Here is a 23,001-nt window from a genome sequence, read left to right as displayed (position 1 = left end):
CCGCCTCGCGAACAAGTTCGCTCCTGCAGGGGCCGCGGATGAAGGGGACTGATTTATTTACAACGCTCCACCGTAAATTAATCTGTCCCCGGTTCCCGGTTCATGGGCGTATCAGTGAATAACCCAACTCAGCAACCACAGCCCCAGAAACAGCCAGATGATGCCCATGATGATCGAGGCGCGCATGAAGGCGCGAACCGCCGAATACAGCAACATCAGGCCGATGATCAACGCCACGATGCTGATCAGTGAAGTGTCCATACCCAAGGTTCGCGACATGCCTTCGACAAAGTTGCCACCTGCATGAGTGAACCCGTTGAACAACCAGCTAAGCCCGTCAACGATGAAACGGATCACGGCCCCAAGCGCCTGGCCAAGCCATTCGAAAAAGCTTTCTACCTGCATATCTGTTTCCTGATGAGAGTCGTGGAACACGCCAACTGCTGGCTTTGGCTATCGCTCGTGATGCCGAGTTCCGTGAAGCATAAAGGCTCTTTGGCATGAAACGCGGATTTCTTCTTCGCGGGCTGTCTGGCGGCCTGTTGGCTGTGCTCATTATTCTGTGGGCCGCCGACCGAATCTGGCCGTTGCCGCTGCCCAAGGACGATCTGGCGCGTGTGGTGCTCGCCGAGGACGGTACGCCGTTGTGGCGTTTTGCCGATGCCAATGGCGTGTGGCGTTATCCGGTCGCGGTCAATCAGGTGTCGCCTTATTACCTTGAAGCGCTGCTGACATACGAAGATCGCTGGTTTTACCAGCATCCCGGCGTGAACCCGATGGCGTTAGTGCGCGCTACTTGGCAAAACCTCAGCGGTGGCCATGTGGTGTCGGGCGGTAGCACGCTGTCGATGCAGGTGGCACGGCTGCTGGACCCGCATGCGCGAACGCTGCCCGGCAAATTGCGTCAGTTGTGGCGCACGGCGCAACTGGAATGGCACCTGTCGAAAGACGAGATCCTGGGGCTTTATCTCAATCGCGCACCGTTCGGCGGCACGTTACAGGGCGTCGCCGCCGCCAGTTGGGCTTACCTGGGTAAATCGCCACAACAGTTGACTCGCGCCGACGCTGCGTTGCTGGCGGTGCTGCCGCAAGCCCCCAGTCGATTGCGTCCGGACCGCCATCCGCAGCGTGCGCAGGTGGCTCGCGACAAAGTGCTGCGACGTCTGGCGCAATTCGGTATCTGGCCGCAAAAGTCGGTCGATGAAGCGCTGGAAGAGCCGCTGCTGCTGGCGCCTCGACAGGAACCAAGCCTGGCGCCATTGCTTGCCCGGCGCCTTAATCGGCCTGGCAGCCCGCCGCTGATTCGCACCACGCTGGATGCCGGTCTGCAACGTCGTCTGGAAGACCTGCTGCTGAGTTGGCGCGCCCGCCTGCCCGAGCGGACATCGGCTGCGATTCTGGTGGTCGAAGCGCAGAACATGGCGACCCGCGCCTATGTCGGCTCAGTAGACATCGGCGACGTGAAACGCTTCGGGCATGTGGACATGGTCAGCGCGCTACGCTCTCCAGGGTCGACCCTCAAACCGTTTCTGTACGGCAAAGCCATTGACGCCGGGCTGATTCACTCCGAGTCGCTGCTGCAAGACGTGCCGCGTCGTTATGGTGATTACCGACCGGGTAATTTTTCATCTGGATTCAACGGAGCTGTGTCGGCCAGTTCAGCGCTGTCGATGTCGCTCAATCTGCCGGCGGTGCAGTTGCTCGAAGCCTATGGTCCCAAGCGCTTTGCTGCCGAGTTACGCAACGGTGGTGTGCCGTTGACCCTGCCGCCTCTGGCAGAGCCCAATCTCGCGCTGATTCTCGGCGGGGCTGGCAGTCGGCTTGAGGATCTGGTGGGCGGCTATGCAGCGTTCGCACGGGCAGGCAGAAGTGCCAAGATCCGTTTACAGCCGCAAGATCGTTTGCGTGACCACGCGATGATGTCGCCTGGTGCTGCGTGGATCATCTGGCGAATTCTCAGCGGCCAGTCGCGGCCTGATCTGGACCCTCATGCCGAGCTGGTGCAGCGCCCGCAACTGGCGTGGAAAACCGGCACCAGTTATGGCTTTCGTGATGCGTGGTCGATCGGTGTGGGGCCGAGGTTTTTGATCGGCGTGTGGATCGGCCGCCCGGACGGTACGCCAGTGCCGGGGCAGTTTGGTCTGGCATCGGCGGCACCGCTGATGCTGCAAGTGCACGATCTGCTGGTCAATCGTGATGCGCAGCGCAATGTCGTCGCGCCCGTGCAGCCGGCTCCTCTCAATGTCGGCGTCGCGGCGATTTGCTGGCCGCTGGGGCAGCCCATGAGCAAAAGTGATCCCAACTGTCGACGTCAGCGCTTTGCCTGGACGCTGGACGGCACCACGCCGCCGACCTTGCAAGCGACTGATCAACCGCTGGGGCTGGGGTTGCAGGAGAGAGTCTGGGTTAACGCGCAGGGTTTGCGTGTCGGCGGCAATTGCCCCGGCGCGCAGGCTCGTGACATTGCGCTGTGGCCCGCTCCGCTGGAACCGTGGCTACCGCGGGCTGAGCGGCGTGACGCGCGCTTGCCTGAAGCCGACGCTGCCTGCCCGCCGCAAAGCCTGGGCTTGGCGGCGCCATTGTCGATTGTCGGCGTACGCGAAGGTGATCAACTGCGCTTGCCTGCGGGCAGTCAGCAACTGCTACGGCTTAAATTGTCGGCGCTGGGCGGAAACGGCCGACGCTGGTGGTTCATCGATGGCGCGCCGGTGGGCGACACCGCCAATCAGGACGGCTACACCCATACGTTCACCCGGCTTGGCCGTTACCAGCTCAGCGTGCTGGACGAAAGCGGACAGACCGCGAGGGTTGAGTTCAGCGTGGTGGACTGATGGCGGCGGTTCATCGCCTGTACCGGCGTCTCGCGAATGAATTCGCGGCTGCAGATTATTGCTGCACGCCGCCTCTGTAGGAGCCCAACTTGTTGGCGAAGGAGCCTCAAGCGTTAAACCGGATCCAACGCCACGCGAATGAATTCGCGTCTACAGAGAGCGTTGGTCAACGTGGCGGGTAGTGCTGGAGGATCTGGGCGACGGTCTGTCGCAGTGCGAGTTCTCGGGCGGCGGGGTTGGCGGCGCTGTCGTTCATGATTTGCTCGGTGCTGCCGCGCCAGACCAGCTTGCCGTCTTTGCCGTCGATCATGTCGATCTGCAAGGTCGACACCTTGTAATCGACGCTGCGGGTTTCGGTGCCGATCGGGCCGCCCCAATAACCGCCCCATGGGTTGCCCCAGTAACCCCCTCCACCGTAGTTGGTGCTAACCAGCTGTTGGCGGTCCTCAACGATCAGCCACGCTTGCACCTGCACATCGGCTTTGGCGCCAGACGCTGCCTGACGCAAGCCACGTTGATCGAGCTGTTCGCCCACCGATTGGCGGATGCGCTGCTCGGTCAGGTCACTTTTAATGCGTGGGTCATCGGGTTGATATTGCAACGCGGGCTCTTTCCAGGACCAGGTTCTGTAGCCACCGAAATCCCGCTGTGCATCGAAATCACGGCTGACGCGGTCTGTCTGGCAGGCGCTCAGCAACAGGGTGAAGCTTAAAAGGACAAGGCAGCGCAACATGATGAGTCTCCGGCCGAAACGTTAAGAAGGGGGATAGGCGGTCAGGGCGCTTTGGACCGCCTGGCGCAACGCTTTTGCGCGTTCTGACTGATCACCGCCGCTGCCGGTTTCGGCGCTCGCGCTCCACACGGGCTGACCGCTTCGGCCATCGAACATGCTGATTTGTACCACCATTACCTGCACCTGATAGGTCCGCACGATGGGGGCACTGGCGTACCCGCCGTAACCGGGACGATAGCCGCCATATCCCATACCGGTACCGCCGTAGTACGGGTCGTAATAATCGTCGCGCTCCTGACGGGTTCGGGTTTCCATTCGGGTGCTGGCGGTCACGCGCAGGTCGGCGGTTTGAGGGTTGGACGACGGACGCAAACCGCGTTGGTCCAGGCCATTGCTGACTGCCTCGGCGACCTGCGCGGAATCTGCCCACGTCGTCCCGGGTGGCAACTGGCCGTTGGCCCAGGTCCAGTTTCGATAGCGGCCGTAGTCACGCGGCGGTGCGGGGTACGCCGTCATGTCCACCCCATTGTGGGCAGATGGCGGCGCAGCAGGCAGGGGCGCCGACTGGGCGACATAAGGGTTGTTGCTCTGGCAGGCAGTGATGCTCAGACAGAGCGCAAGCAAGGCGAGGCGGCGTTTCATGAGGGTCTCCGCGAGTAACAGTCTCAAACGGGTCGGCACATCCAGTGCAGATAACGTCCCAGTCCTGCAAATGCCGGGTGGCGGCGGTGCGACAACTCCATTTCCAGCAGGTCAGCCAGTTCAACCTTGCTCTGAAACTCGACCGGCATGTAATCGTGAAAAACCCGGACACCGCTTTGGGTTTCGACTCGCCACAACGGCTCAAGTTGCGCCGCCAATTCGCGCGGATCAAGCGGTTCTTGCGGGGTCAGGCTCTGTTTCTCGCCAGCCATCCTGTTACGGCGCATTTTTTTGAAATGGCCTTTGAGCAAGTTGCGATAGATCAGCGCGTCTCGGTTGTAGAACGCCAGGGACAACCAGCCATCGTCCACCGTCAATTGACGCAGCACCGGCAATATCGTGAAGGGCTCTGCGAGCCATTCAAGCACCGCATGGCAGATCACCACGTCGTAACGCTCGGTCAGAATATCCGGCAGCGCCTGCCATGGCGCCTGTATGAACGTCGCAGTCTGTCCCGCATCGACGAAGCGCTGGCGAGCGCCTTCTAGCATCGGGCCGGCGGGTTCAGCCAGCGTGACCTCATGTCCGCGCTCGGCCAGCCAGAGCGACATATGACCCAGCCCTGCGCCAATGTCCAGAACGCGCAGGGGACGATCCGGCAAGCTTTCGCTCAGGTCGGCCTGCAACACGGCAAGGCGAATCGCACCTTTGGCACCGCCGTAGATTTTTTCTGCAAAACGCGTCGCCAGAAGATCGAAATGCCGGTCACTCATTTGCTGAACCTGCGTTCGCTGTCAGCCAGTTTGGCGTTGACCACTTCGTTCATGTCCAGCCCCAGTTCGCTGCACATCAGCAGAAGGTACAAAACGATATCCCCCACTTCCTGGCCAGCGTGAGCCAACTCATGGTCAGGCAGTTGGCGGGACTGGTCTTCAGTTTTCCACTGGAATATCTCCACCAGCTCAGCCATTTCCACGCTGGCGGCCATGGCCAGGTTTTTCGGGCTGTGGAATTGCCGCCAGTCATTGTTATCGCGGATGCGATGCAGGCGTTGGGTGAGGTCGTCGAGGTTCATGGGCGTCTCCTGAAGGCGCATAGCTTCAGGGGGATGAAGGCGGGAAGCAAGTGCTTGCCGCGAGTCTTGTTGGAGCGAGTGGGCGGCACTCGGGCTATCTGGCGCGGAGCGGCAGTGAATGCTGTGAATGCGGTGTTTCAGGTGCAACCGAGGCGTCCGGTTTTAGGGCCGCTGCGCGCCCCATCGCGGCCTCGCGCTGCTCGTGCGCTCCTACAGGGGATTGCGGCGTTTTCGGGATTTTAATTTTGCCCGAAGGGCGTAGGAGCGTGGCTCAAGATTTTTATTCTGCCGAAGGCGTGGGAGCCCGGCTTGCCAGCGATTGGCTGCGCAGCAGCCCTGAAGTCAAACGCCCGAGTCATTCCTGATACACAAAGTTGTCAGGATTTACTGCCGCTGACGACAGCGCAACATCTGGACGGTGGGGGATCTCCGACAGGTCCGTGTTACTCACTGGAAGGCTGCCAACTCCCGACCATATGCACAATCCCGCCCTTGCCCTCAAGTTTCAGCTGACCGTGCGAACCCGCTGCACTGGCCGATAGCGTGACCTCACCGGGCAATCGTACGGGCTTCTGAAACGTCACGCTGATGTCGACGTTCGAGTCCGGCAGATGGTCATCCAGTGCGGCCAGCGTGCGACTTTCTGTCCAAAGCCCGTGGGCCATCGCTGTGGGAAATCCGAACAGCCTGGCGCTGGCACCACTCAGGTGAATCGGGTTGTAGTCACCGCTCACCTTCGCGTACTGACGACCGATGTCCGACGGCGCATACCAGGTCGCCAACTCACTCATCGCCAAGGGCTCTGGCTCGGCAATGCTGCCGATCTCACCGCCCGGTTGCACGCCGCGACAGAGCATCGTGCTGTCCTCTTCCCATAGCAGCCCCAGCGCGTCCTCGATCTGAGTAATGAGGCTGAACGTCGCGCCCTTGGCGTGGGGCTTGAGATGATCGACACGCACGCTCACCTGGGCCTTCATCACGCCACCCAGCGGACGACGAATCCGGATGCGGTTCTGCAGATGCACCAGCCCTAGTAGCGGGAACGGGAAGTCCTTGTCTGTCAGCAGTTTCATTTGCAGCGCAAAGGCCAGCACATGTGGATAAGTAGGAGGCAGGAGACTGCTTGGGACGAAGCCACACACTTTACGAAAGGCCGAGACTTTTTCAGGGTCCACCGATATCCAGCAGCGCAGGCCTTGCTCGGGCAGATGGGAGCCAGTGACTTTGTGCCGCAACGCTGCCTGCATGAATAGCCCCGGCAGCGCGGGTGGAGTGTCCAGATAACGCCAATGTGTGGTCATTGCGACTCTCCGTTTGTTTGCTGTGTCCCGTGGGTGAGGGGGGCCGCTTCGCAGCCTGACGTTGCTCGTCAGCTCCCATCAAACACCAGCGTGATCACCATTCTGGTGAGAGGGAGCTTGCTCGCGATTCGATGGTGGGCACACAGATATTCGGCAAATGTACCGGCCTCATCGCGAGCAAGCTCCCTCCCACAGACTCGAATCTGCTCCGGGTGCTATCACGCGCCAATGATGCTTTGCCCGCACACCCGCAAGACTTGCCCGCTCACTGCACCGCTGCCCGGTTGACTCAGCCATGCCACAGCTTCGGCGACGTCCTGAGGTAATCCGCCTTGGCCCAGGGAACTGAGGCGACGGCCCGCTTCGCGTACGGCGAACGGCATTTCGGCTGTCATCCGTGTTTCGATAAAGCCCGGTGCAACCGCGTTGATGCTGATGCCGCGCTCTTTGAGAGAAGGCGCCATTGCCCGGGCCAGACCGATCAGCCCGGCCTTGCTGGTCGTGTAGTTAGTCTGCCCGCGATTACCGGCCAACCCGCTGATCGAAGCCAGCAAAATGATGCGGCCGTGATCGTGAAGCAGACCGTTGTCCAGCAGCGCCTGAGTCAATACTTGCGGCGCGTTGAGGTTGACACCCAGCACTGAGTCCCAGAAGTCCGCGGTCATATTGGCCAGCGTTTTGTCACGCGTGATGCCAGCGTTGTGCACCACGATGTCGAGTCCGCCCGACACGTGTTCGCTCAACTGTGCAGCCGCGTCGGATGCGCAAATGTCCATTACCAAGGCTTGTCCGCCAAGGCGTGCGGCCAGTGCTTCGAGGTCTGATTTGGCCTGCGGCACGTCCAGCAGCACCACCTGAGCGCCGTCGCGGGCGAGGGTCTCGGCGATGGAAGCGCCAATCCCCCGTGCAGCTCCGGTGACCAATGCCTTGCGCCCTGCCAAGGGGCGAATCCAGTCCTGTACTGTTTCCGTGTAGGCAGTCAAATGAACGACCTGGCCAGAGATGTAAGCGCTTTTGGGTGACAGGAAAAACCGCAGCGCGCCTTCGAGCTGATTCTCTGCGCCATCGTCCACCTGCAGCAATTGCGCGGTGGCGCCATTGCGCAGCTCTTTGGCGAGGGATCGCGTGAAGCCCTCAATGGCTTGCTGGGTGCTGGCAGCGAGCGGATCGCTCAGCGTGCCTGGCGTTTTACCGAGAATCACGATGCGCGCGCTGGCATCCAGGCTGCGCAGTATTGGCTGAAAGAACGACCTGAGCGCGGCGAGCTGATCGGTATAAGTGAACGTGCTGGCGTCAAACACCACTGCTTTGAGTTTGGGGCCCTGGCCTTCGATCCATGGGTTATCGCCCGGAACATCGCCGGCAAAGCTGAACAGCAGATCAGTCATGCGCGCTGCGAACCCGCGCACTTGTTCAGCCAGCGGACCGGAGCTGATCAACAACGAACCTTCGACCGGGCGAAGACGTCCGGCCTGCCAACGCTCCAGCCTCGCCGGCGCCGGAAGCCCGACCGCCCCGACAAGTCGGCGACCGATGTCCGAGTTGGCGAAGTCAATGTAGCGATCAGATGCCATGGAACACTCTCCTCGAGTCGGGGTTCAAATCAGTGGACCACATGCAGTTGCAATAAGTCCTACGCTGTCAGCTGCCAAAGCTTCGTAGGCCAATCCTGAAGACGAAAGGGAGATTTCGATGAATCAGCCATGCCGCGTCGCCATCATTGGTGGTAATCGCATTCCGTTTGCGCGCTCCAACGGGCCTTATGCCACGGCCAGTAATCAGGAAATGCTGACCGCAGCGCTCGAAGGTTTGATCGAGCGGTTCAATCTGCATGGGCTGCGCATGGGCGAAGTCGCGGCTGGCGCGGTGCTCAAGCATTCGCGGGATTTCAACCTCACGCGCGAGTGCGTACTTGGTTCAAGGTTGTCGCCGCAAACACCCGCGTATGACATTCAGCAAGCGTGCGGCACCGGGCTTGAAGCGGCGCTCTTGGTCGCCAACAAAATTGCGTTGAGGCAGATCGAGTGTGGCATCGCGGGCGGCGTTGACACGACGTCTGACGCGCCAATTGGGGTCAACGAAGATCTGCGGCACATCCTGCTTCAGGTCAATCGCAGCAAAACCGTCGCTGAAAAGATGAAAGCGCTGCTGCAACTGCGCCCGCACAATCTCAAGCCTGAACTGCCGCGAAATGGTGAACCGCGCACAGGTTTGTCCATGGGCCAGCACTGCGAACTGATGGCGCAAACATGGCAGATCCCGCGTGAAGCCCAGGATGAGCTGGCGCTGCAGAGTCATCAAAAAATGGTGGCAGCGTATGCCGAAGGGTGGCACGACGACCTGTTAACGCCTTATCGCGGCCTGAACCGCGACAACAACCTGCGCCCCGATGCCAGCCTGAAGAAGCTCGCATCGCTTAAGCCCGCCTACGAGCGTAGCGCCAAAGGCACGCTGACAGCGGGTAACTCGACGCCGCTGACGGACGGTGCATCTGTGGTGCTGTTGGCGAGTGAGGAATGGGCGCAGGCGCGTGGATTGCCGGTGCTGGCCTATTTGCGCGATGGCGAGGCAGCGGCTGTGGATTTCGTGCACGGCGCCGAAGGCTTGTTGATGGCGCCGGTCTACGCCGTTCCGCGCTTGTTGGCACGTAACGGTTTGACGCTACAGGACTTCGATTATTACGAGATTCACGAGGCCTTCGCGGCGCAGGTGCTGTGCACGTTGAAGGCGTGGGAAGATCCTGAGTACTGCAAAACAAGGCTTGGACTGGATGCGCCGCTGGGTTCGATTGATCGCAGCAAACTTAATGTGAAGGGCAGCTCGCTGGCAGCAGGACACCCGTTTGCCGCCACGGGTGGGCGCATTGTCGCCAATCTTGCGAAGCTGCTGAGCATGGCGGGGCAGGGGCGCGGATTGATCTCGATCTGCGCGGCGGGTGGACAGGGCGTGACGGCTATTATTGAGCGTTGAAGGGCAATGCTCTTCCCTGTAGGAGCGAACTTGTTCGCGAAGCGTCATTCCTGAAAATCCGTGTCAGTCATTTCGCCAACAGGTTGGCTACAGGGGTGCGTTGTCTCGGGTTCCGGCTACGCGGCCTGCGCATCCTCAATCGCTTCTTTGGACAACTGCTGCTTATGGCGGTTTGCATAGGCCTCAGCCATCACCGAGCAGACGATCAGCTGCAGGGGGTGATAAATCATGATGGGCAGCAGAATCAGTCCCAACCCCGGGTTGTCGCCGAAGATCAGCGCGGCCATCGGTGCGCCTGCCGCCAATGACTTCTTGCTGGCGCAAAACACCGCAGCCACTTTGTCTGCGTGATTGAATTTCAGCAGCTTCGCCGTGCCGGTGGTCATCAACAGGACGACCATCAGCAACACCGCGCTGCCCGCGAACGCCATCAGAATTACGGTATGGCCTTGGGTTTGCCACATCCCCGAGACCATAGAATTGCAAAACGCTGCGTACACCAATAGCAGGATGACGATCTTGTCGATCAGGTTGGTGTACTTCTTGTGGCGCGCGAAAAACTTGCCAAGCAGGGGTCTGAGCAACTGACCCAGCACCAGCGGCAGGAGCAACATCAGGCACAGGTCCAGCAAAGTCGACCCGAGGTCTATGCCGCCAGAGCCTGTGCCGACCACCAGGCTGACCAGCCACGGCGTCATGAAAATACCGAACACACTGGACATGCTGGCGTTGAGAATGGCCGCTGGCACGTTACCGCCTGCGCTGCCGGTCAACGCAACCGATGACGAAATCGTCGACGGCAGCGCACACAGATACAAAAAGCCCAGCATTAACAGCGCGGGCACATACGAGCCGAGCAACTTGCTGCTGATGAGCCACAGTATCGGGAACACCAGAAACGTGAACAGCTGCACCATGGTGTGCAGTTTCCAGTTTTTCAGCCCATGCTTGATCTGCTCGCTGGACAGGTTGACTCCATGCAGGAAAAACACCACAAACACGCCGACCTTGATCACGATCTCCGCGTGCATGCTGCCCCCGGATGCACCGAACGAAGGGATGAAATACGCCAGCAGCGTCGCGCCCAGCATCCCCAGCAGGAACCAGTCGGTGACGACGCGCTTGAGGTGTTTGAATACGTGCATAGGAACGCTCTCGCTCGTGTGAGACGGATTTGTAAAAAGTAATGTCCCGCAGACTAGCTCAATCGTAGACTGCCGTCTTGCGACACAAGGTCAACCTATGCCGACTAACGGACACTCTTCAAATCGCCGGTCAGAAACTGAACGGCAAATCCCGACACTGACGGACTTGCCGCGTCCGCTCTATGCCCGGGCCGAAAGCCTGAGCGCCGGTTCTTGGACGCCGACCCATCGTCACGACTGGGTGCAGTTTTCCTACGCGATCAGCGGCGTTCTCGGCGTGAATACCCCGCACGGCAGCTTCTTCGCGCCGCCACAGTGGGGTGTGTGGATTCCGGCGGGGCTTGATCATGAAGTGGTGACTTCGACGCGCGCGGAGATGCGCAGCCTTTATGTGCGTACGGAAGATTCGGGTTGGGCGCCGGATCGCTGTCGGGTGCTGGAGGTTACGCCGCTGGCGCGCGAGTTGATCAAGACCTTCTGCCAACTGCCGGCCGAGTATCAACAGACTGACAGCAGCGAAGCGCGTCTGGTCCAGGTACTGCTCGATCAACTTCGTCACCTGCCGGAAGTCGGGTTTTCACTGCCATCGCCTCGGCATCCACGGCTGTTAGCGCTGTGCAGTGAACTCGTCGAACAGCCGGGCCAAAGCGTCACCCTCACCGACTGGGCCGCGCGCCTGAACATGTCCGAGAAAACCCTGATGCGTTTGTTTCAGCGCGAAACCGGCCTGAGCTTTCGCGGCTGGCGGCAGAGAGCGCGGTTGTTGTCCTCGCTCAATGCACTGGAGGAGGGCGCGAGCGTCACGAGCACGGCGCTCGCCTGCGGCTATGACTCGACCTCGGCGTTTATTGCAGCGTTCAAGGGGTTGTTTGGGTTTACGCCGGGTGAGTTGTTTCGGGGATGAGGGATGTAAGGCGGGCAGATGAGCTAACAGAGTGTCCGACCTATCCGGAAGTCGTGGGGAAATCGGAGCGGGCATCGCTCAGTTGTCGGATGTCTTGCAGTTGCACGCGGATGTCGAGTACAGCATGGCAAAAACATCGAGCAGCCTTGGGGCGTCAACGTTGGCGTGCGATACAACTGGTAACGGCGAAGCTTTTCATGATCGCGTAAAAAGAGGGCTCCGGACGGGGCCCTTCTGGAGTGAATAGAAGTACCAGCAGTATTTCTACCCCCGCCGAGGCGACTGAGTCCAACATCTATCAGGACATTTCGGATATCCAGACCCGTTGGAAAGTGCCTCCGACGACTCTATCAAAGCTGTTTCACTGCTCTTAAATTCATCCGGGTTCATTACAGTCAAGGTGTCGTCTCCGGCAATGGTTATACAGGATTGCACCCCGCTTCAACAGTAAGTGCATAACCTACATCTGGCCTAAAGGGATCCAGGTTCCACTCCAGCTTTGCGTCAGCGATAGCGAAGTCGCATATAAGTTAATGGCGCATGCCATGCGTATTGCTCCAATAGCGACTTGATGAATAAACGCGGATGAGTTCATCGACGGCATAGGGCGTGTTTTCCGCGGTTGTATTTCTCCCACACTCTGTTGGCGTAAGCGAAAGTGTCCATTCGTTAAATCGGTAGACCCAAACGCCCTTTTCAAAATAGGTTGGGCATGATGCAGCCGTTGGAAACGGGCTCTGTAGTGGTCCGTGGCCATGGCGATGGAGCCTTTGCAGGCTCGGTACTGTGGCCCATCTGGCTATAAAGAAAAAACAGCCCGCCTGTTAAAGTCAGCATCCTTGTCAGGTTCTTCATGTGTTGCTCCGTTTTTAGTGGGCTTTGGATAAACTTAAGTATTTTTCAAGGCCGCAAGTGCTGTCTTGACGTGCGTTGCTAATCGATTTTAATCAGTTCGAGTGCGCTTTATTCTCAGGCAATGTCCTGAGCGGAGCGAAAGTTTTAATGGCTGTTTTTACTGTTTGCATGCTTGTGATACGAAGTGATCTCATTGTCGGTCTGTAAAATTTTAGCGCCAAGAATTAAAGAGAGGGTAAAACAGTAGTTCTGAAGTTCTTCCAAAGGGCGTGCCGCTCTCTTGGTTTCATTCTGGCAGGCGTAAGACTATTTGGCGTTTTTTGCTGATATTGTTTCGCAATAAAAACTCGTTTTTGATCGCGAATGTCTAGCGTTGATACGAAGTGTGGAATCTATGTTGTATATCCTCAGGTAAATATCTAAAACATTAAGTGTCGGTGGGGCGTACCTACCACCGCGCTCAACGGTGGGGCCGTTAAAGAATGTGAAAAGGAGATATGTCGATGCGTCCCTTTCTCTACGGGCCATCCTTTGCTCCGTCAACAGGGTAGGCTTTCTGTCGATTAATTGTTCAGTCGCAGCTGGATCATGCAACGGCCTGTCTGTCAGTCTCTCTTACGGCACAAATTCTGCTTAAACAACCCAGGAGCGACAGCCGTGCGGCACTCAATCGGCCTACCCCCCTACTCGCTGGCAGAGGATTGCCGTATAACGAGCAACATTCGCGTGTTTGGCAACGAAGGACCCCCAATAAAAGCTGATGAAGACTCCTAAACGCATTGAACCCCTGATCGAAGACGGTCTGGTCGACGAGGTGCTGCGCCCGCTCATGAGTGGTAAAGAGGCAGCTGTTTATGTGGTGCGCTGTGGCAATGAGCTGCGGTGTGCCAAGGTTTACAAGGAGGCGAATAAACGTAGTTTCCGCCAGGCAGCGGAGTACCAGGAAGGCCGAAAGGTGCGCAACAGCCGTCAGGCCCGCGCCATGGCCAAGGGTTCGAAGTTCGGACGCAAGGAAACCGAAGACGCGTGGCAGAACGCCGAAGTGGCGGCGCTGTTTCGTCTAGCCGGCGCTGGCGTGCGGGTGCCCAAGCCGTATGACTTCCTCGAAGGCGTGTTGCTGATGGAGTTGGTGGCCGATGAGTACGGTGATGCTGCGCCGCGTCTGAACGACGTGACACTGGAGCCGGATCAGGCGCGCGAGTATCACGCGTTCCTGATTCAGCAAATCGTGCTGATGTTGTGTACCGGTCTGGTGCACGGAGACCTCTCCGAGTTCAACGTGCTGCTGACGCCGACAGGCCCGGTCATCATCGACTTGCCGCAGGCGGTGGACGCCGCAGGCAATAACCATGCATTCAGCATGCTGGAGCGGGACGTGGGCAACATGGCGTCGTACTTCGGCCGCTTTGCGCCTGAGCTCAAGGCAACGCGTTACGCGAAAGAAATGTGGTCGTTCTACGAGGCCGGTACTTTGTCCCCCGCGACAGTGCTGACCGGAGAGTTCGACGAGCCGGAAGACCTCGCCGATGTTGGTGGCGTACTGCGAGAAATCGAAGCTGCGCGGCTGGACGAAGATCGCCGTCAGGCCGTGCGTGCGGCGGATGAGGCACCACCGAACAAAACCGAAGAGCCGCCTCCGCCGTGGATGCAGTGAATCGGTGAGTCAAAACCCGGCTTCGGTCGGGTTTTTTCATGGGAGCAAGGTTGCGGCTGATTGCCTCACTTGCAACACCCACCGGACGCCAGGTCCTTCAAAATCGGGCAGTCCGGCCTGTCATTTCCCTGACAATGCTCCATCAGGTCCTGCAACGTATCGCGCAGTGCGGTCATTTCAAGAATCTTCTGGTTCAGCCCGTCGATGTGATGGCGGGCAAGGGCTTTGACGTCCGCACTGGCACGGCCTCGGTCTTGCCACAACGTCAGCAGCCTGCCGACTTCTTCCAGCGAAAATCCCAAATCCCTAGAGCGCTTGATGAAGGCCAGGGTGTGCAAGTCATCTTGTCCGTAAAGCCTGTATCCGGCTTCGGTGCGATGGGCAGCCTGCAACAATCCGATGGATTCGTAATAGCGAATCATCTTCGCACTCAGACCACTGCTTCTGGCGGCTTGGCCAATGTTCATTGCGCGTCTCCTTGGTCGTCGGGCTTCCAGGTTTTGAGCAGCAGGGCGTTACTGACGACGCTCACGCTAGACAGCGCCATCGCCGCGCCAGCCAACACCGGATTGAGTACGCCGAACGCTGCCAGAGGAATACCAATCAGGTTGTAGACGAACGCCCAGAACAGGTTTTGCCTAATCTTTGCGTACGTGCGGCGACTGATGTCCAACGCAGCGGGGATCAAGCGTGGGTCGCCGCGCATCAGCGTGATGTCTGACGCATGCATAGCGACGTCCGTGCCGCCGCCCATGGCAATGCCGATATCAGCTGCTGCCAGCGCTGGCGCATCGTTGATGCCATCGCCCACCATGGCGACGACGTGCGTCTGTTTCAACGCGATCACTGCTGCCGCTTTCTCTGCGGGCAAGACCTGTGCATGGACGTCTGCGATCCCCAGTGCATCGGCAACTGCCCTGGCGCTGCCTTGATTATCACCGGTCAATAAATGGCTGCTGATCCGACGCGCCGTCAGCTGCTCGACGGCCTGCAGCGCGCCCGGTTTAAGCGTGTCACCAAAGGCGTACAGCCCCAGCACTTTCGGTTCGGCCGAGCATTCAATCAACCAGGACAAGGTGCGGCCTTCGGCTTCCCAGGCTTGGGCGGTCTCTGCCAGCGCGCCGGGACGTAGGCCGTTTTCCTCCAGCAAACGGCTGTTGCCCAGCGCCAGCGGCTGACCGTTCAGCGTGCCGGCGATGCCGCGACCCGCCAGTGCGTGGCTGTGCTGGACGTTTGCCAGCACAAGCCCTCGCGCCTTGCATTCATCCAGCACAGCCTTTGCCAGGGGGTGCTCACTGCCGCGTTGCAAGGCGCCGGCTTTGTGCAACAGCGCAGTTTCGTCCTCATCAACAGCAATCAGATGCACGATGCGCGGCGTGCCGGAGGTCAGCGTGCCAGTCTTATCGAACACCACGGCGGTCACGGCATGGGCACGCTCCAGCGCTTCTGCGTTTTTGATCAGAATCCCGTAGCGTGCCGCAACGCCTGTGCCGGCCATGATTGCGGTGGGCGTCGCCAGACCCAGTGCGCAGGGGCAGGCGATGACCAGCACCGCGACCGCATTGATCAGAGCGGTTTCCAGCGGCGCCCCGGCCAGCCACCAGCCAGATAACGTGATCACAGCGATGATCAACACCACCGGCACGAACACCTGACTGACTTTGTCCACCAACCTCTGAATCGGCGCTTTAGCCGCTTGCGCGTCTTCGACCAGACGGATAATCCGCGCCAGGACCGTTTCGGCACCCAGTGCCCGGGTTTCGATCAGCAGGCGGCCTTCTCCGTTGATCGCGCCGCCGGTGACGCGGTCGCCGGGCTGTTTGGATACCGGCAGGCTTTCGCCGCTGATCAGCGCTTCATCGGCATGGCTTTGGCCTTCTATTACTTCACCATCCACCGGGAAGCGCTCGCCGGGTTTAACCAACACCCGGTCGTTCAACGCCAACGTGCTGATGGCAACGTCTTGCTCCTGGCCGTCCACAACCTTTATGGCACGTTCAGGACGCAGGGCTTCGAGTGCACGAATCGCGCTGGCGGTCTGCCGTTTGGCGCCGCTCTCCAGGTATTTGCCCAGCAGCACCAGGGTGATGACCACAGCCGATGCTTCGAAATACAAATGCGGCATCGTCCCCGACGGCGCAATCGCCCATTGGTAAATACTCAGCCCATAACCGGCACTGGTGCCCAGTGCCACAAGCAAATCCATGTTGCCTGCGCCCGCACGCACGGCTTTCCACGCGGCGACGTAAAAACGTGCACCCAGGATGAATTGCACCGGTGTTGCCAACAAAAACTGCACCCAGGTTGGCAGCATCCAGTGGATGCCGAGCGGGGAGAGCAGCATCGGCACTACCAGCGGTAGAGCCAGCGCGACAGCCGCCAGCAGCGCCCGGCGTTCTGCGAGATGACGTTGCTGCTGGTTGGCTGCCTGCTGGATTGTGTCTTGCTGAAGACTTGCGCCATAACCGGCCTTGTCGACGGCAGCGATCAGGGTGTTGGGGTTAATGGGCTCGCTCACTTCAACGTGGGCGCGCTCGTTGGCGAGATTGACGCTCACGCTGCTGACGCCAGGGACTTTGCGCAGCGCCCGTTCCACACGGCCGGCGCAACTGGCGCAGGTCATGCCGGTGATGGGCAGGTCGAACGTGGTGGGGCGGGTCATCTCACGTTGCTCCTTGAGGACTGATGCCTGCAAGGATCAACCTTGCCATATGGGCAAGGTCAAGTCAGGGTTCAGATCAATAGTTCAGATCGGCCCTTTTCAAATACATGCCGTTGGGGCCAGAGGCGATGCGGTACTTGAGCACGTCGCCTGCGTTGATGTGCAGGCGCGAATTATTCTGAGCTTCCATTCCCGGTGAGCAGCCAGCTCTCTGGCCTGGCAAGACACGCAAACGCAAGGAGATATCGCCCGCAGGCAGATTGAAGGAGGTCGATTGTTCCTGAAACAGGCGGCCAACCAGTTGGTCGTCCATGAAGATGCCGATTTCGCAAGGCGTCACGACTTCCAGTCGCTCGCGCGAAATAATCAGCACGCCGTAATCCTGATCGGCCTGAGCCAGGGATGCGGAAGCCAACAGGCCGATAAAACTGAAAAGGCGAAGGGCTGACCAGCGCATGGCTGATTCTCCTGATGTGTCGGTGGTGGACGCACTTTGGCTCACTGATAAAACGATTACCAGCCCGGCAGCTCAACCACAAACTTGACCTTGCCGTGGTGGCAAGGTTGAAGCTTGCCGGGAATCAATGTGTTCAATCAGCGTAAGGAGCCATCAAATGCAACTATTCAACGTTCAAGGGATGACGTGCGGGCATTGCGTCAAAGCGGTGACCAACGCGATCAAAACCGAAGACCCGAGTGCTGATGTTCAAATCGATCGGGCGAAAGGCGAGGTTGGCGTGCAAAGCGTATTGGCAACGGAGCAGGTGATCGGCTTGATCAAGGAAGAGGGCTACAGCGCGAAGCTCGCGTGAGCAGCAATCTGTAGAAGCGCGGCTTGCCCGCGAATGCTTTCTTCCGGCGATGAATCCGTCGAATGTCACACTGCTTTCGCGGGCAAGCGCGCTTCTACACGGTTACGCAATGGCCTAGTAGTGATACCACTTCAACTCAAGCATCACTTCGTTCACCGGCGAGGTGAGTTGGCTGAACTCTCGCTGTGCGCTGAGGCGCAGGCCGAGGTTGCGCGATAACTCCCACTGCTGGTTGAGGCTGATGTTGCGGCGGATTTCGCCGTTGGTGAAGTAGTCGCCTTGGGTTTCCAGGCTGAAATTCCCCAGCGGGTTGCGCCACAGCACCCCGGTATTGAACCCCGCCGCAGGTGATACCAGCGCCGAAAAATCGTTGTTGTGTTCAATGCGCACAGTGCCCATCGCGAAGCCCAGCACGTCGTCGCCCAACTTCCAGGTACCGCCCGCGCCGCCGTTCACATGGCTCACCAGGTTCTCGTCGCCATGTTTGCCCAGCACGCGCTCAAGACCGCCACGCACTTGCCATGACCAGGGTTGCAGCAGCTCGTTGCGCGGCGTCAGCGAGCGAATGGTTGCCAGATCCAGTTGTTGCACCTGCCAATGGCTGTCTTCGTACTGACGCAGTTTGAGCTGAAGAATCTCGATCTGCGCGCCCAGCGGGAACCCATACGCGTTGTCGTTCAGGTCGTGATACGCCATGCGCAGGCCGTATTCGCCGAAGGCCTTGCCGTCGCGACTGCCAGCACCGAGCTGCCATGTCCGCGATTCGTGGCCGTCTTCCGGCAAACCGGGGCGCTCGATATTCAGCGGCGGTGGCGGGTTTTTGCTGATAGACCGCAGCAGGTCAAAGCTTCGCTGCGAAGCCACCGGATCACGCTCCTGACCATTGGCTCGGTAGCGCTCCAGGCGATAAGCAGCGTCCTGAATCAGCGCCTGACGTTGTTTCGGTAGCGCCCTGTATTCAGGCGTCTGCAATTGCTTTTGATCGGCACTGACTTTCAGCACCCATTCTTGTTCATCGGCGCTCAGGGGTTCCGCCCGGCTGAGCAGTTCACGTTCGCGAGAAGGGCGATAGTCGATCTTCTCCACAAGCCCGGCGTCCTTCACGGCGCGCACGGTGTCCGTCGGGATCGCCGTCAGCTGAAATTTGCTGGTCAGGTCCAGACCGGGGCGGGCCACTTGTAGCAGCTCCAGCAGCCGGTAAGAGCAGTTTTCATCGAAGAAGAAGTAGCCGAAGCGTATTTGTTTCAATTCCCACACGTGCTCGACCATGCGCTGGGTTTCGACCGGCGTCAGGTTCAGGCGGTATTCCCAAAGATCACGGTTTTCGAGGCTGCGGTATTCCGACAATTTGTCCTGATACGGCACCAGTGCAAACAGGCCTGGATAACCCCCCATCAGGCCTTTCCATGCGTACAGAATGCTGTTGTCTGAGCCTTCAATGTAGGCGCCAAAGTTGATCGCGTAACTGAGCAGCGCGGTCTTGTTGGCCTGCACACCTGCCTGATCGATGCGCAGCAACGTGTGGCCGAACATTGATGAAGGGCTGTTCAAATACGCTGCGGGGAAGATCAATACGGTGCTGTCCGGCGCCACATCCTTGAACCACTGCTTGAACTCCTTGCAGTCCACGACGGGCAAATCGGTGAGTTTGAGCTGATCTCGCAGCCAACGGGTGCGTGAGGGATAGACGCATTGTGCGTGGGCATTTTCCTGGCCGGCGATCACAGGCTTATAGATAGCCTCGACCGTCGCGCCCAATTCTGCCGTCGGGTCACGCTCGCCGTTTTCTGCGAGAAAGAATTTTTGATCAGTGACATAGCTGCGCCAGCCACCCAGCTTGCCGGCTTCATAGTGGCCCAGAGATATCCAGAACGGCGCTTTGGCCAATTGCTGCAAACGATCATTGTCGACAGGGGGCGCGGCATACAGCGGGGCGCACACACAGAGCGCCAGCCAGGCAAGGCGTTTGAGCATAGATAGGCAACTAATCAGGGATAGACACAATGCAGTTTAAAGCCTGCCTTCCGGGCGGAAGGCAGGCACGGCCGTTCAAATTTAAGCTTGAGTGGCGTATTTGGCCAGAGCCGGATCGTTCTTCAGTACGTTGATGGTGTTGCTGTGTACATCTTCTGCAGTGGTGTCGGCTTTAGAGAAGATTTGCTGATAGTGCTCGTGGGTGACTGCGGCGAAATGCGCACGGTCTTCCGGTGCAACGCCCAGCACGACCGCGTAAGTGGTCAGTGCTTCACCTTGGCCCATTGCCATGTCTTTGGACAGCTCGTCCATCATGCCGTTGGTGGCCAGCCAGGATTTACCGCCGTAGGTCAGCGCGCTGTTGGTGGAGCAGCCGTTGGTGCCGGAGGTCATGCCGAAAGTGGCGTTGCCCGATGTACCGTTGGTGGTGGAAGCCAGGAAGTGAGCGGGAGTACCGCGTTGACCTTCAAACAGCATGTTGCCCCAGCCACAGTCCGGGCCGCCTGGCGCTTGGGCCATGGCGTTGATGGACACAGCGGCGAAGAGAGTACCAAGAAGAATCCGTTTCATAGCTTTGTTCTCTTTTGTATTCAACCAAGGGTCGGATCCTGGCCGACAACAGCACCAGGGCGGGGCAGCTACGTGTTTGCTGTCCGCGCAAGTTGGAGTTTAGGCACGAACTGAACGTTCCGTCAGTTAATACATAAAGTTGCACGTAGGACGCTTCCCTCACGCGGAAAGGCAACATCACTCAAGAAACAGGATTCAGGCTTTTCGTGCCTTGCCAGTGTGGTGCGACGGGCGCCAGAATGCGCCCATCTGCCCCGCCTGATGTAAGGATGTCCGATGCCCGATCCTGTTGCTGCCAGCTTGCGACTTGCGCCTGAGGCGCTGACCCGTCCCTTTTCCGCTGAACAGTTCAGCTTCACGACAACTAACGAGCTCGAACCCTTTCGCGGTGTGCTCGGCCAGGAACGAGCGGTTGAGGCTTTGCAATTCGGCGTGGCCATGCCCCGCCCTGGTTACAACGTTTTCGTCATGGGCGAACCCGGCACTGGCCGCTTCTCCTTCGTCAAGCGCTACCTCAAAGCCGAGGGCAAGCGCATGCAGACCCCTTGCGACTGGGTCTACGTCAACAACTTCGATGAGCCGCGCGAGCCCAAGGCGCTGGAGTTGCCGCCGGGTAGCGCCAGTGCGTTCGTCATCGATATCAACGGTCTGGTCGATAACTTGCTGTCGACGTTTCCGGCCGTTTTCGAGCACCCGTCCTACCAGCAGAAAAAGAGCAGCATCGACCGTGCGTTCAATCAGCGCTATGACCGCGCTCTGGACGTGATCGAGCGTCTGGCGCTGGAAAAAGGCATCGCGCTTTATCGAGACAGCACCAATATTGCGTTCACGCCCATGGCGGACGGCAAGGCGCTGGACGAAGCGGAATTTTCGCAACTCCCGGAAGCCGAGCGCGAGCGATTCCACGAGGATATTTCTGCGCTGGAAGAGCGCCTGAACGAGGAACTCGCCAGCCTGCCGCAGTGGAAGCGTGAATCCAGCAACCAATTGCGTCAGCTCAATGAGGAGACCATCACCCTGGCTTTGCAGCCATTGCTGGCGCCGTTGTCCGAGCAATATGCCGAGAACGCAGCCGTTTGCGCGTACCTGCAGGCCATGCAAGTCAACCTGCTGAAGACCGTGGTCGAGCAACTGGTTGACGACAGCAAGCCCGATGCCCAGGCGCGCAAGCTGCTTGAGGAGCAATACCTGCCGAGTCTGGTGGTGGGCCATTCATCCAGCGGCGGCGCGCCAGTGGTGTTCGAGCCGCACCCTACTTACGACAATCTGTTTGGCCGTATCGAATACAGCACCGATCAAGGCGCGCTGTACACCACGTATCGTCAGCTGCGACCGGGTGCACTCCATCGCGCCAACGGCGGTTTTCTGGTGCTTGAAGCGGAAAAAATGCTCAGCGAGCCGTTCGTGTGGGACGCACTCAAGCGCGCCTTGCAGTCGCGCAAGCTGAAGATGGAATCGCCGCTGGGCGAGTTGGGTCGTCTGGCGACCGTGACGCTGACCCCGCAAGTGATTCCGCTGGCGGTCAAAGTCATCATCATCGGTGCGCGCTCGCTGTATTACACGCTTCAGGACCTTGATCCGGACTTCCAGGAGATGTTTCGGGTGCTCGTGGATTTCGACGAAGACATCCCGATGGTCGATGAAAGCCTGGAGCAGTTTGCCCAGTTGCTGAAAACCCGAACGTCTGAAGAAGGCATGGCGCCGCTGACCGCGGACGCTGTAGCGCGGCTGGCAACCTATAGCGCGCGTCTGGCGGAACACCAGGGGCGTCTGTCGGCGCGCATTGGCGACCTGTTCCAGCTGGTCAGCGAGGCGGATTTCATTCGTAGTCTGGCCAACGACGAGCGTACTGACGCAGGCCATATCGAGCGAGCTCTTAAAGCCAAGGCCACGCGCACCGGTCGTGTATCGGCGCGAATTCTCGACGACATGCTCGCCGGAATCATTCTGATTGACACCACGGGCGCAGCAGTCGGCAAGTGCAATGGGCTGACGGTGCTTGAGGTGGGCGACTCCGCCTTTGGCGTGCCGGCGCGTATTTCAGCGACGGTATATCCAGGTGGCAGCGGGATTGTCGACATCGAGCGCGAGGTTAACCTCGGCCAGCCGATTCACTCCAAGGGCGTGATGATCCTCACCGGCTACCTGGGTAGCCGTTACGCGCAGGAATTCCCGTTGGCGATTTCGGCGAGCATTGCGCTGGAGCAATCCTACGGTTATGTGGACGGCGACAGTGCGTCGCTGGGCGAGGTCTGCACGCTGATTTCTGCCTTGTCGAAAACCCCGCTCAAGCAATGTTTCGCCATCACTGGCTCGATCAACCAGTTTGGTGAAGTGCAGGCAGTGGGTGGTGTCAACGAAAAGATCGAAGGCTTCTTCCGACTCTGTGAAGCGCGCGGTCTGACGGGCGAGCAGGGCGCAATCATTCCGCAGGCCAATGTCGCCACGCTCATGCTCGATGAAAAGGTCTTGCAGGCGGTTCGCGACGGCAAGTTCCACGTCTATGCGGTGCGTCAGGTGGACGAGGCGTTGAGTTTGTTGGTTGGGCAGCCGGTGGGAGAGGCCGACGATGATGGCCAATTCCCAGACGATTCGGTCAATGGAAGGGTGGTCGAACGCCTTCGTGACATCGCCGAGATGCTCAGCGAAGAGGACTTGAAAGAGCTGGAAAAAGAGCCGCCACAATTACAGCCAGAACTGAAAAGTTAAGGGTTTGACGTCAACAAAATGGTCGCTTGATGGCTAAATGACCATTCGGCGCCCATTTTTTTTCGGGCTTTTCTAAGGGGGCATTTTTTCTATATTGTCTCGTTACCACAGTGGTCAGAAGGACTGACGCACCTCTTCTGCGGTGAGGTGAATACTGTAGCTGG

The 23,001-nt window shown here is 59.1% G+C and carries 20 protein-coding genes and 1 pseudogene; 7 read left to right on the top strand and 14 right to left on the bottom strand.

From position 1 onward, the window contains the following. Nucleotides 1-111: 111 nt before the first annotated feature. The gene (locus tag OYW20_RS22730; protein WP_268798138.1) at nucleotides 112-405 is read right to left on the bottom strand and encodes a hypothetical protein; all 294 of its coding nucleotides are present in this window, start codon (nucleotides 403-405) and stop codon (nucleotides 112-114) included. Nucleotides 406-500: 95 nt separating this feature from the next. Between OYW20_RS22730 and pbpC the strand changes: the two genes are divergently transcribed. Then, a complete protein-coding gene (pbpC, locus tag OYW20_RS22725) occupies nucleotides 501-2,831 on the top strand; it encodes a peptidoglycan glycosyltransferase PbpC (RefSeq protein WP_268798137.1) in 2,331 nt (776 codons plus the stop codon). 166 nt (nucleotides 2,832-2,997) lie between these two features. On the opposite strand, the gene OYW20_RS22720 is transcribed toward pbpC, so the two are convergent. The 6 genes from OYW20_RS22720 to OYW20_RS22695 all read right to left on the bottom strand — a co-directional run bounded on the left by OYW20_RS22720 (nucleotide 2,998) and on the right by OYW20_RS22695 (nucleotide 8,156). Then, nucleotides 2,998-3,564, bottom strand: coding sequence for a DUF4136 domain-containing protein (locus OYW20_RS22720; RefSeq protein WP_268798136.1), 567 nt, complete (start codon nucleotides 3,562-3,564; stop codon nucleotides 2,998-3,000). A 21-nt stretch (nucleotides 3,565-3,585) separates the two neighbouring features. Further along, on the bottom strand, nucleotides 3,586-4,206 hold the full coding sequence (locus OYW20_RS22715) for a DUF4136 domain-containing protein (RefSeq protein WP_268798135.1): 621 nt from the start codon (nucleotides 4,204-4,206) through the stop codon (nucleotides 3,586-3,588). Nucleotides 4,207-4,229: 23 nt separating this feature from the next. After that, nucleotides 4,230-4,979: a methyltransferase domain-containing protein gene (locus OYW20_RS22710; RefSeq protein WP_268798134.1), complete on the bottom strand. Its 750-nt coding sequence runs from the start codon at nucleotides 4,977-4,979 to the stop codon at nucleotides 4,230-4,232. Beyond that, entirely contained in the window at nucleotides 4,976-5,281 is a 306-nt protein-coding gene (locus OYW20_RS22705) for a nucleotide pyrophosphohydrolase (RefSeq protein ID WP_268798133.1), read from the bottom strand. Before OYW20_RS22705 ends, OYW20_RS22710 begins: the two co-directional genes overlap by 4 nt. A gap of 443 nt (nucleotides 5,282-5,724) precedes the next feature. Continuing rightward, entirely contained in the window at nucleotides 5,725-6,582 is an 858-nt protein-coding gene (locus OYW20_RS22700) for a MaoC family dehydratase (RefSeq protein ID WP_268798132.1), read from the bottom strand. A gap of 218 nt (nucleotides 6,583-6,800) precedes the next feature. Next, entirely contained in the window at nucleotides 6,801-8,156 is a 1,356-nt protein-coding gene (locus tag OYW20_RS22695) for a 3-oxoacyl-ACP reductase (protein ID WP_268798131.1), read from the bottom strand. A gap of 118 nt (nucleotides 8,157-8,274) precedes the next feature. Here OYW20_RS22695 and OYW20_RS22690 point away from each other — a divergent pair, with 118 nt between their 5' ends. Next, complete coding sequence (locus tag OYW20_RS22690) at nucleotides 8,275-9,552, top strand: acetyl-CoA C-acetyltransferase (RefSeq protein ID WP_268798130.1); 1,278 nt, start codon at nucleotides 8,275-8,277, stop codon at nucleotides 9,550-9,552. Between the two features lie 116 nt (nucleotides 9,553-9,668). Here the strand turns inward: OYW20_RS22690 and OYW20_RS22685 are convergent, their stop codons facing one another. Continuing rightward, a complete protein-coding gene (locus OYW20_RS22685; RefSeq protein WP_268798129.1) occupies nucleotides 9,669-10,697 on the bottom strand; it encodes a bile acid:sodium symporter family protein in 1,029 nt (342 codons plus the stop codon). Nucleotides 10,698-10,794: 97 nt separating this feature from the next. Between OYW20_RS22685 and OYW20_RS22680 the strand changes: the two genes are divergently transcribed. Both OYW20_RS22680 and OYW20_RS26405 read left to right on the top strand, forming a co-directional pair. After that, nucleotides 10,795-11,601 carry an AraC family transcriptional regulator gene (locus OYW20_RS22680; protein ID WP_268798128.1) on the top strand — a complete coding sequence of 269 codons (807 nt, stop codon included), beginning with the start codon at nucleotides 10,795-10,797 and terminating at the stop codon, nucleotides 11,599-11,601. Nucleotides 11,602-11,635: 34 nt separating this feature from the next. After that, nucleotides 11,636-11,784: pseudogene (locus OYW20_RS26405) on the top strand (autotransporter outer membrane beta-barrel domain-containing protein); the annotation flags it as partial. A 236-nt stretch (nucleotides 11,785-12,020) separates the two neighbouring features. On the opposite strand, the gene OYW20_RS26400 reads toward OYW20_RS26405, so the two are convergent. Continuing rightward, nucleotides 12,021-12,086, bottom strand: a complete 66-nt coding sequence (locus tag OYW20_RS26400) for a hypothetical protein (RefSeq protein WP_408005531.1) — start codon at nucleotides 12,084-12,086, stop codon at nucleotides 12,021-12,023. 1,130 nt (nucleotides 12,087-13,216) lie between these two features. Between OYW20_RS26400 and OYW20_RS22675 the strand changes: the two genes are divergently transcribed. After that, complete coding sequence (locus OYW20_RS22675; RefSeq protein WP_268798127.1) at nucleotides 13,217-14,110, top strand: PA4780 family RIO1-like protein kinase; 894 nt, start codon at nucleotides 13,217-13,219, stop codon at nucleotides 14,108-14,110. A 65-nt stretch (nucleotides 14,111-14,175) separates the two neighbouring features. On the opposite strand, the gene cueR is transcribed toward OYW20_RS22675, so the two are convergent. The 3 genes from cueR to OYW20_RS22660 all read right to left on the bottom strand — a co-directional run bounded on the left by cueR (nucleotide 14,176) and on the right by OYW20_RS22660 (nucleotide 17,229). Next, the gene (cueR, locus tag OYW20_RS22670; RefSeq protein ID WP_268798126.1) at nucleotides 14,176-14,577 is read right to left on the bottom strand and encodes a Cu(I)-responsive transcriptional regulator; all 402 of its coding nucleotides are present in this window, start codon (nucleotides 14,575-14,577) and stop codon (nucleotides 14,176-14,178) included. Then, entirely contained in the window at nucleotides 14,574-16,772 is a 2,199-nt protein-coding gene (locus OYW20_RS22665; RefSeq protein WP_268798125.1) for a heavy metal translocating P-type ATPase, read from the bottom strand. The genes cueR and OYW20_RS22665 overlap by 4 nt, the downstream gene beginning before the upstream one ends. 76 nt (nucleotides 16,773-16,848) lie before the next feature. After that, nucleotides 16,849-17,229: a hypothetical protein gene (locus OYW20_RS22660; RefSeq protein ID WP_268798124.1), complete on the bottom strand. Its 381-nt coding sequence runs from the start codon at nucleotides 17,227-17,229 to the stop codon at nucleotides 16,849-16,851. A 157-nt stretch (nucleotides 17,230-17,386) separates the two neighbouring features. Here OYW20_RS22660 and OYW20_RS22655 point away from each other — a divergent pair, with 157 nt between their 5' ends. Further along, nucleotides 17,387-17,584: a heavy-metal-associated domain-containing protein gene (locus tag OYW20_RS22655; protein WP_268798123.1), complete on the top strand. Its 198-nt coding sequence runs from the start codon at nucleotides 17,387-17,389 to the stop codon at nucleotides 17,582-17,584. A 114-nt stretch (nucleotides 17,585-17,698) separates the two neighbouring features. On the opposite strand, the gene OYW20_RS22650 is transcribed toward OYW20_RS22655, so the two are convergent. Together OYW20_RS22650 and OYW20_RS22645 are read right to left on the bottom strand one after the other, a co-directional pair. Beyond that, the gene (locus tag OYW20_RS22650) at nucleotides 17,699-19,558 is read right to left on the bottom strand and encodes an Lnb N-terminal periplasmic domain-containing protein (RefSeq protein WP_268798122.1); all 1,860 of its coding nucleotides are present in this window, start codon (nucleotides 19,556-19,558) and stop codon (nucleotides 17,699-17,701) included. Nucleotides 19,559-19,639: 81 nt separating this feature from the next. Next, entirely contained in the window at nucleotides 19,640-20,128 is a 489-nt protein-coding gene (locus tag OYW20_RS22645) for a DUF3015 domain-containing protein (protein ID WP_268798121.1), read from the bottom strand. Between the two features lie 276 nt (nucleotides 20,129-20,404). On the opposite strand from OYW20_RS22645, the gene OYW20_RS22640 reads away from it, so the two are divergent. After that, the gene (locus OYW20_RS22640) at nucleotides 20,405-22,837 is read left to right on the top strand and encodes a Lon protease family protein (protein ID WP_268798120.1); all 2,433 of its coding nucleotides are present in this window, start codon (nucleotides 20,405-20,407) and stop codon (nucleotides 22,835-22,837) included. The last annotated feature ends 164 nt before the right edge of the window (nucleotides 22,838-23,001 follow it).

It is taken from the genome of Pseudomonas sp. BSw22131 (assembly GCF_026810445.1).
GTDB lineage: Bacteria > Pseudomonadota > Gammaproteobacteria > Pseudomonadales > Pseudomonadaceae > Aquipseudomonas > Aquipseudomonas huanghezhanensis.
This window is presented reverse-complemented; position numbering and strand designations above follow the sequence as displayed.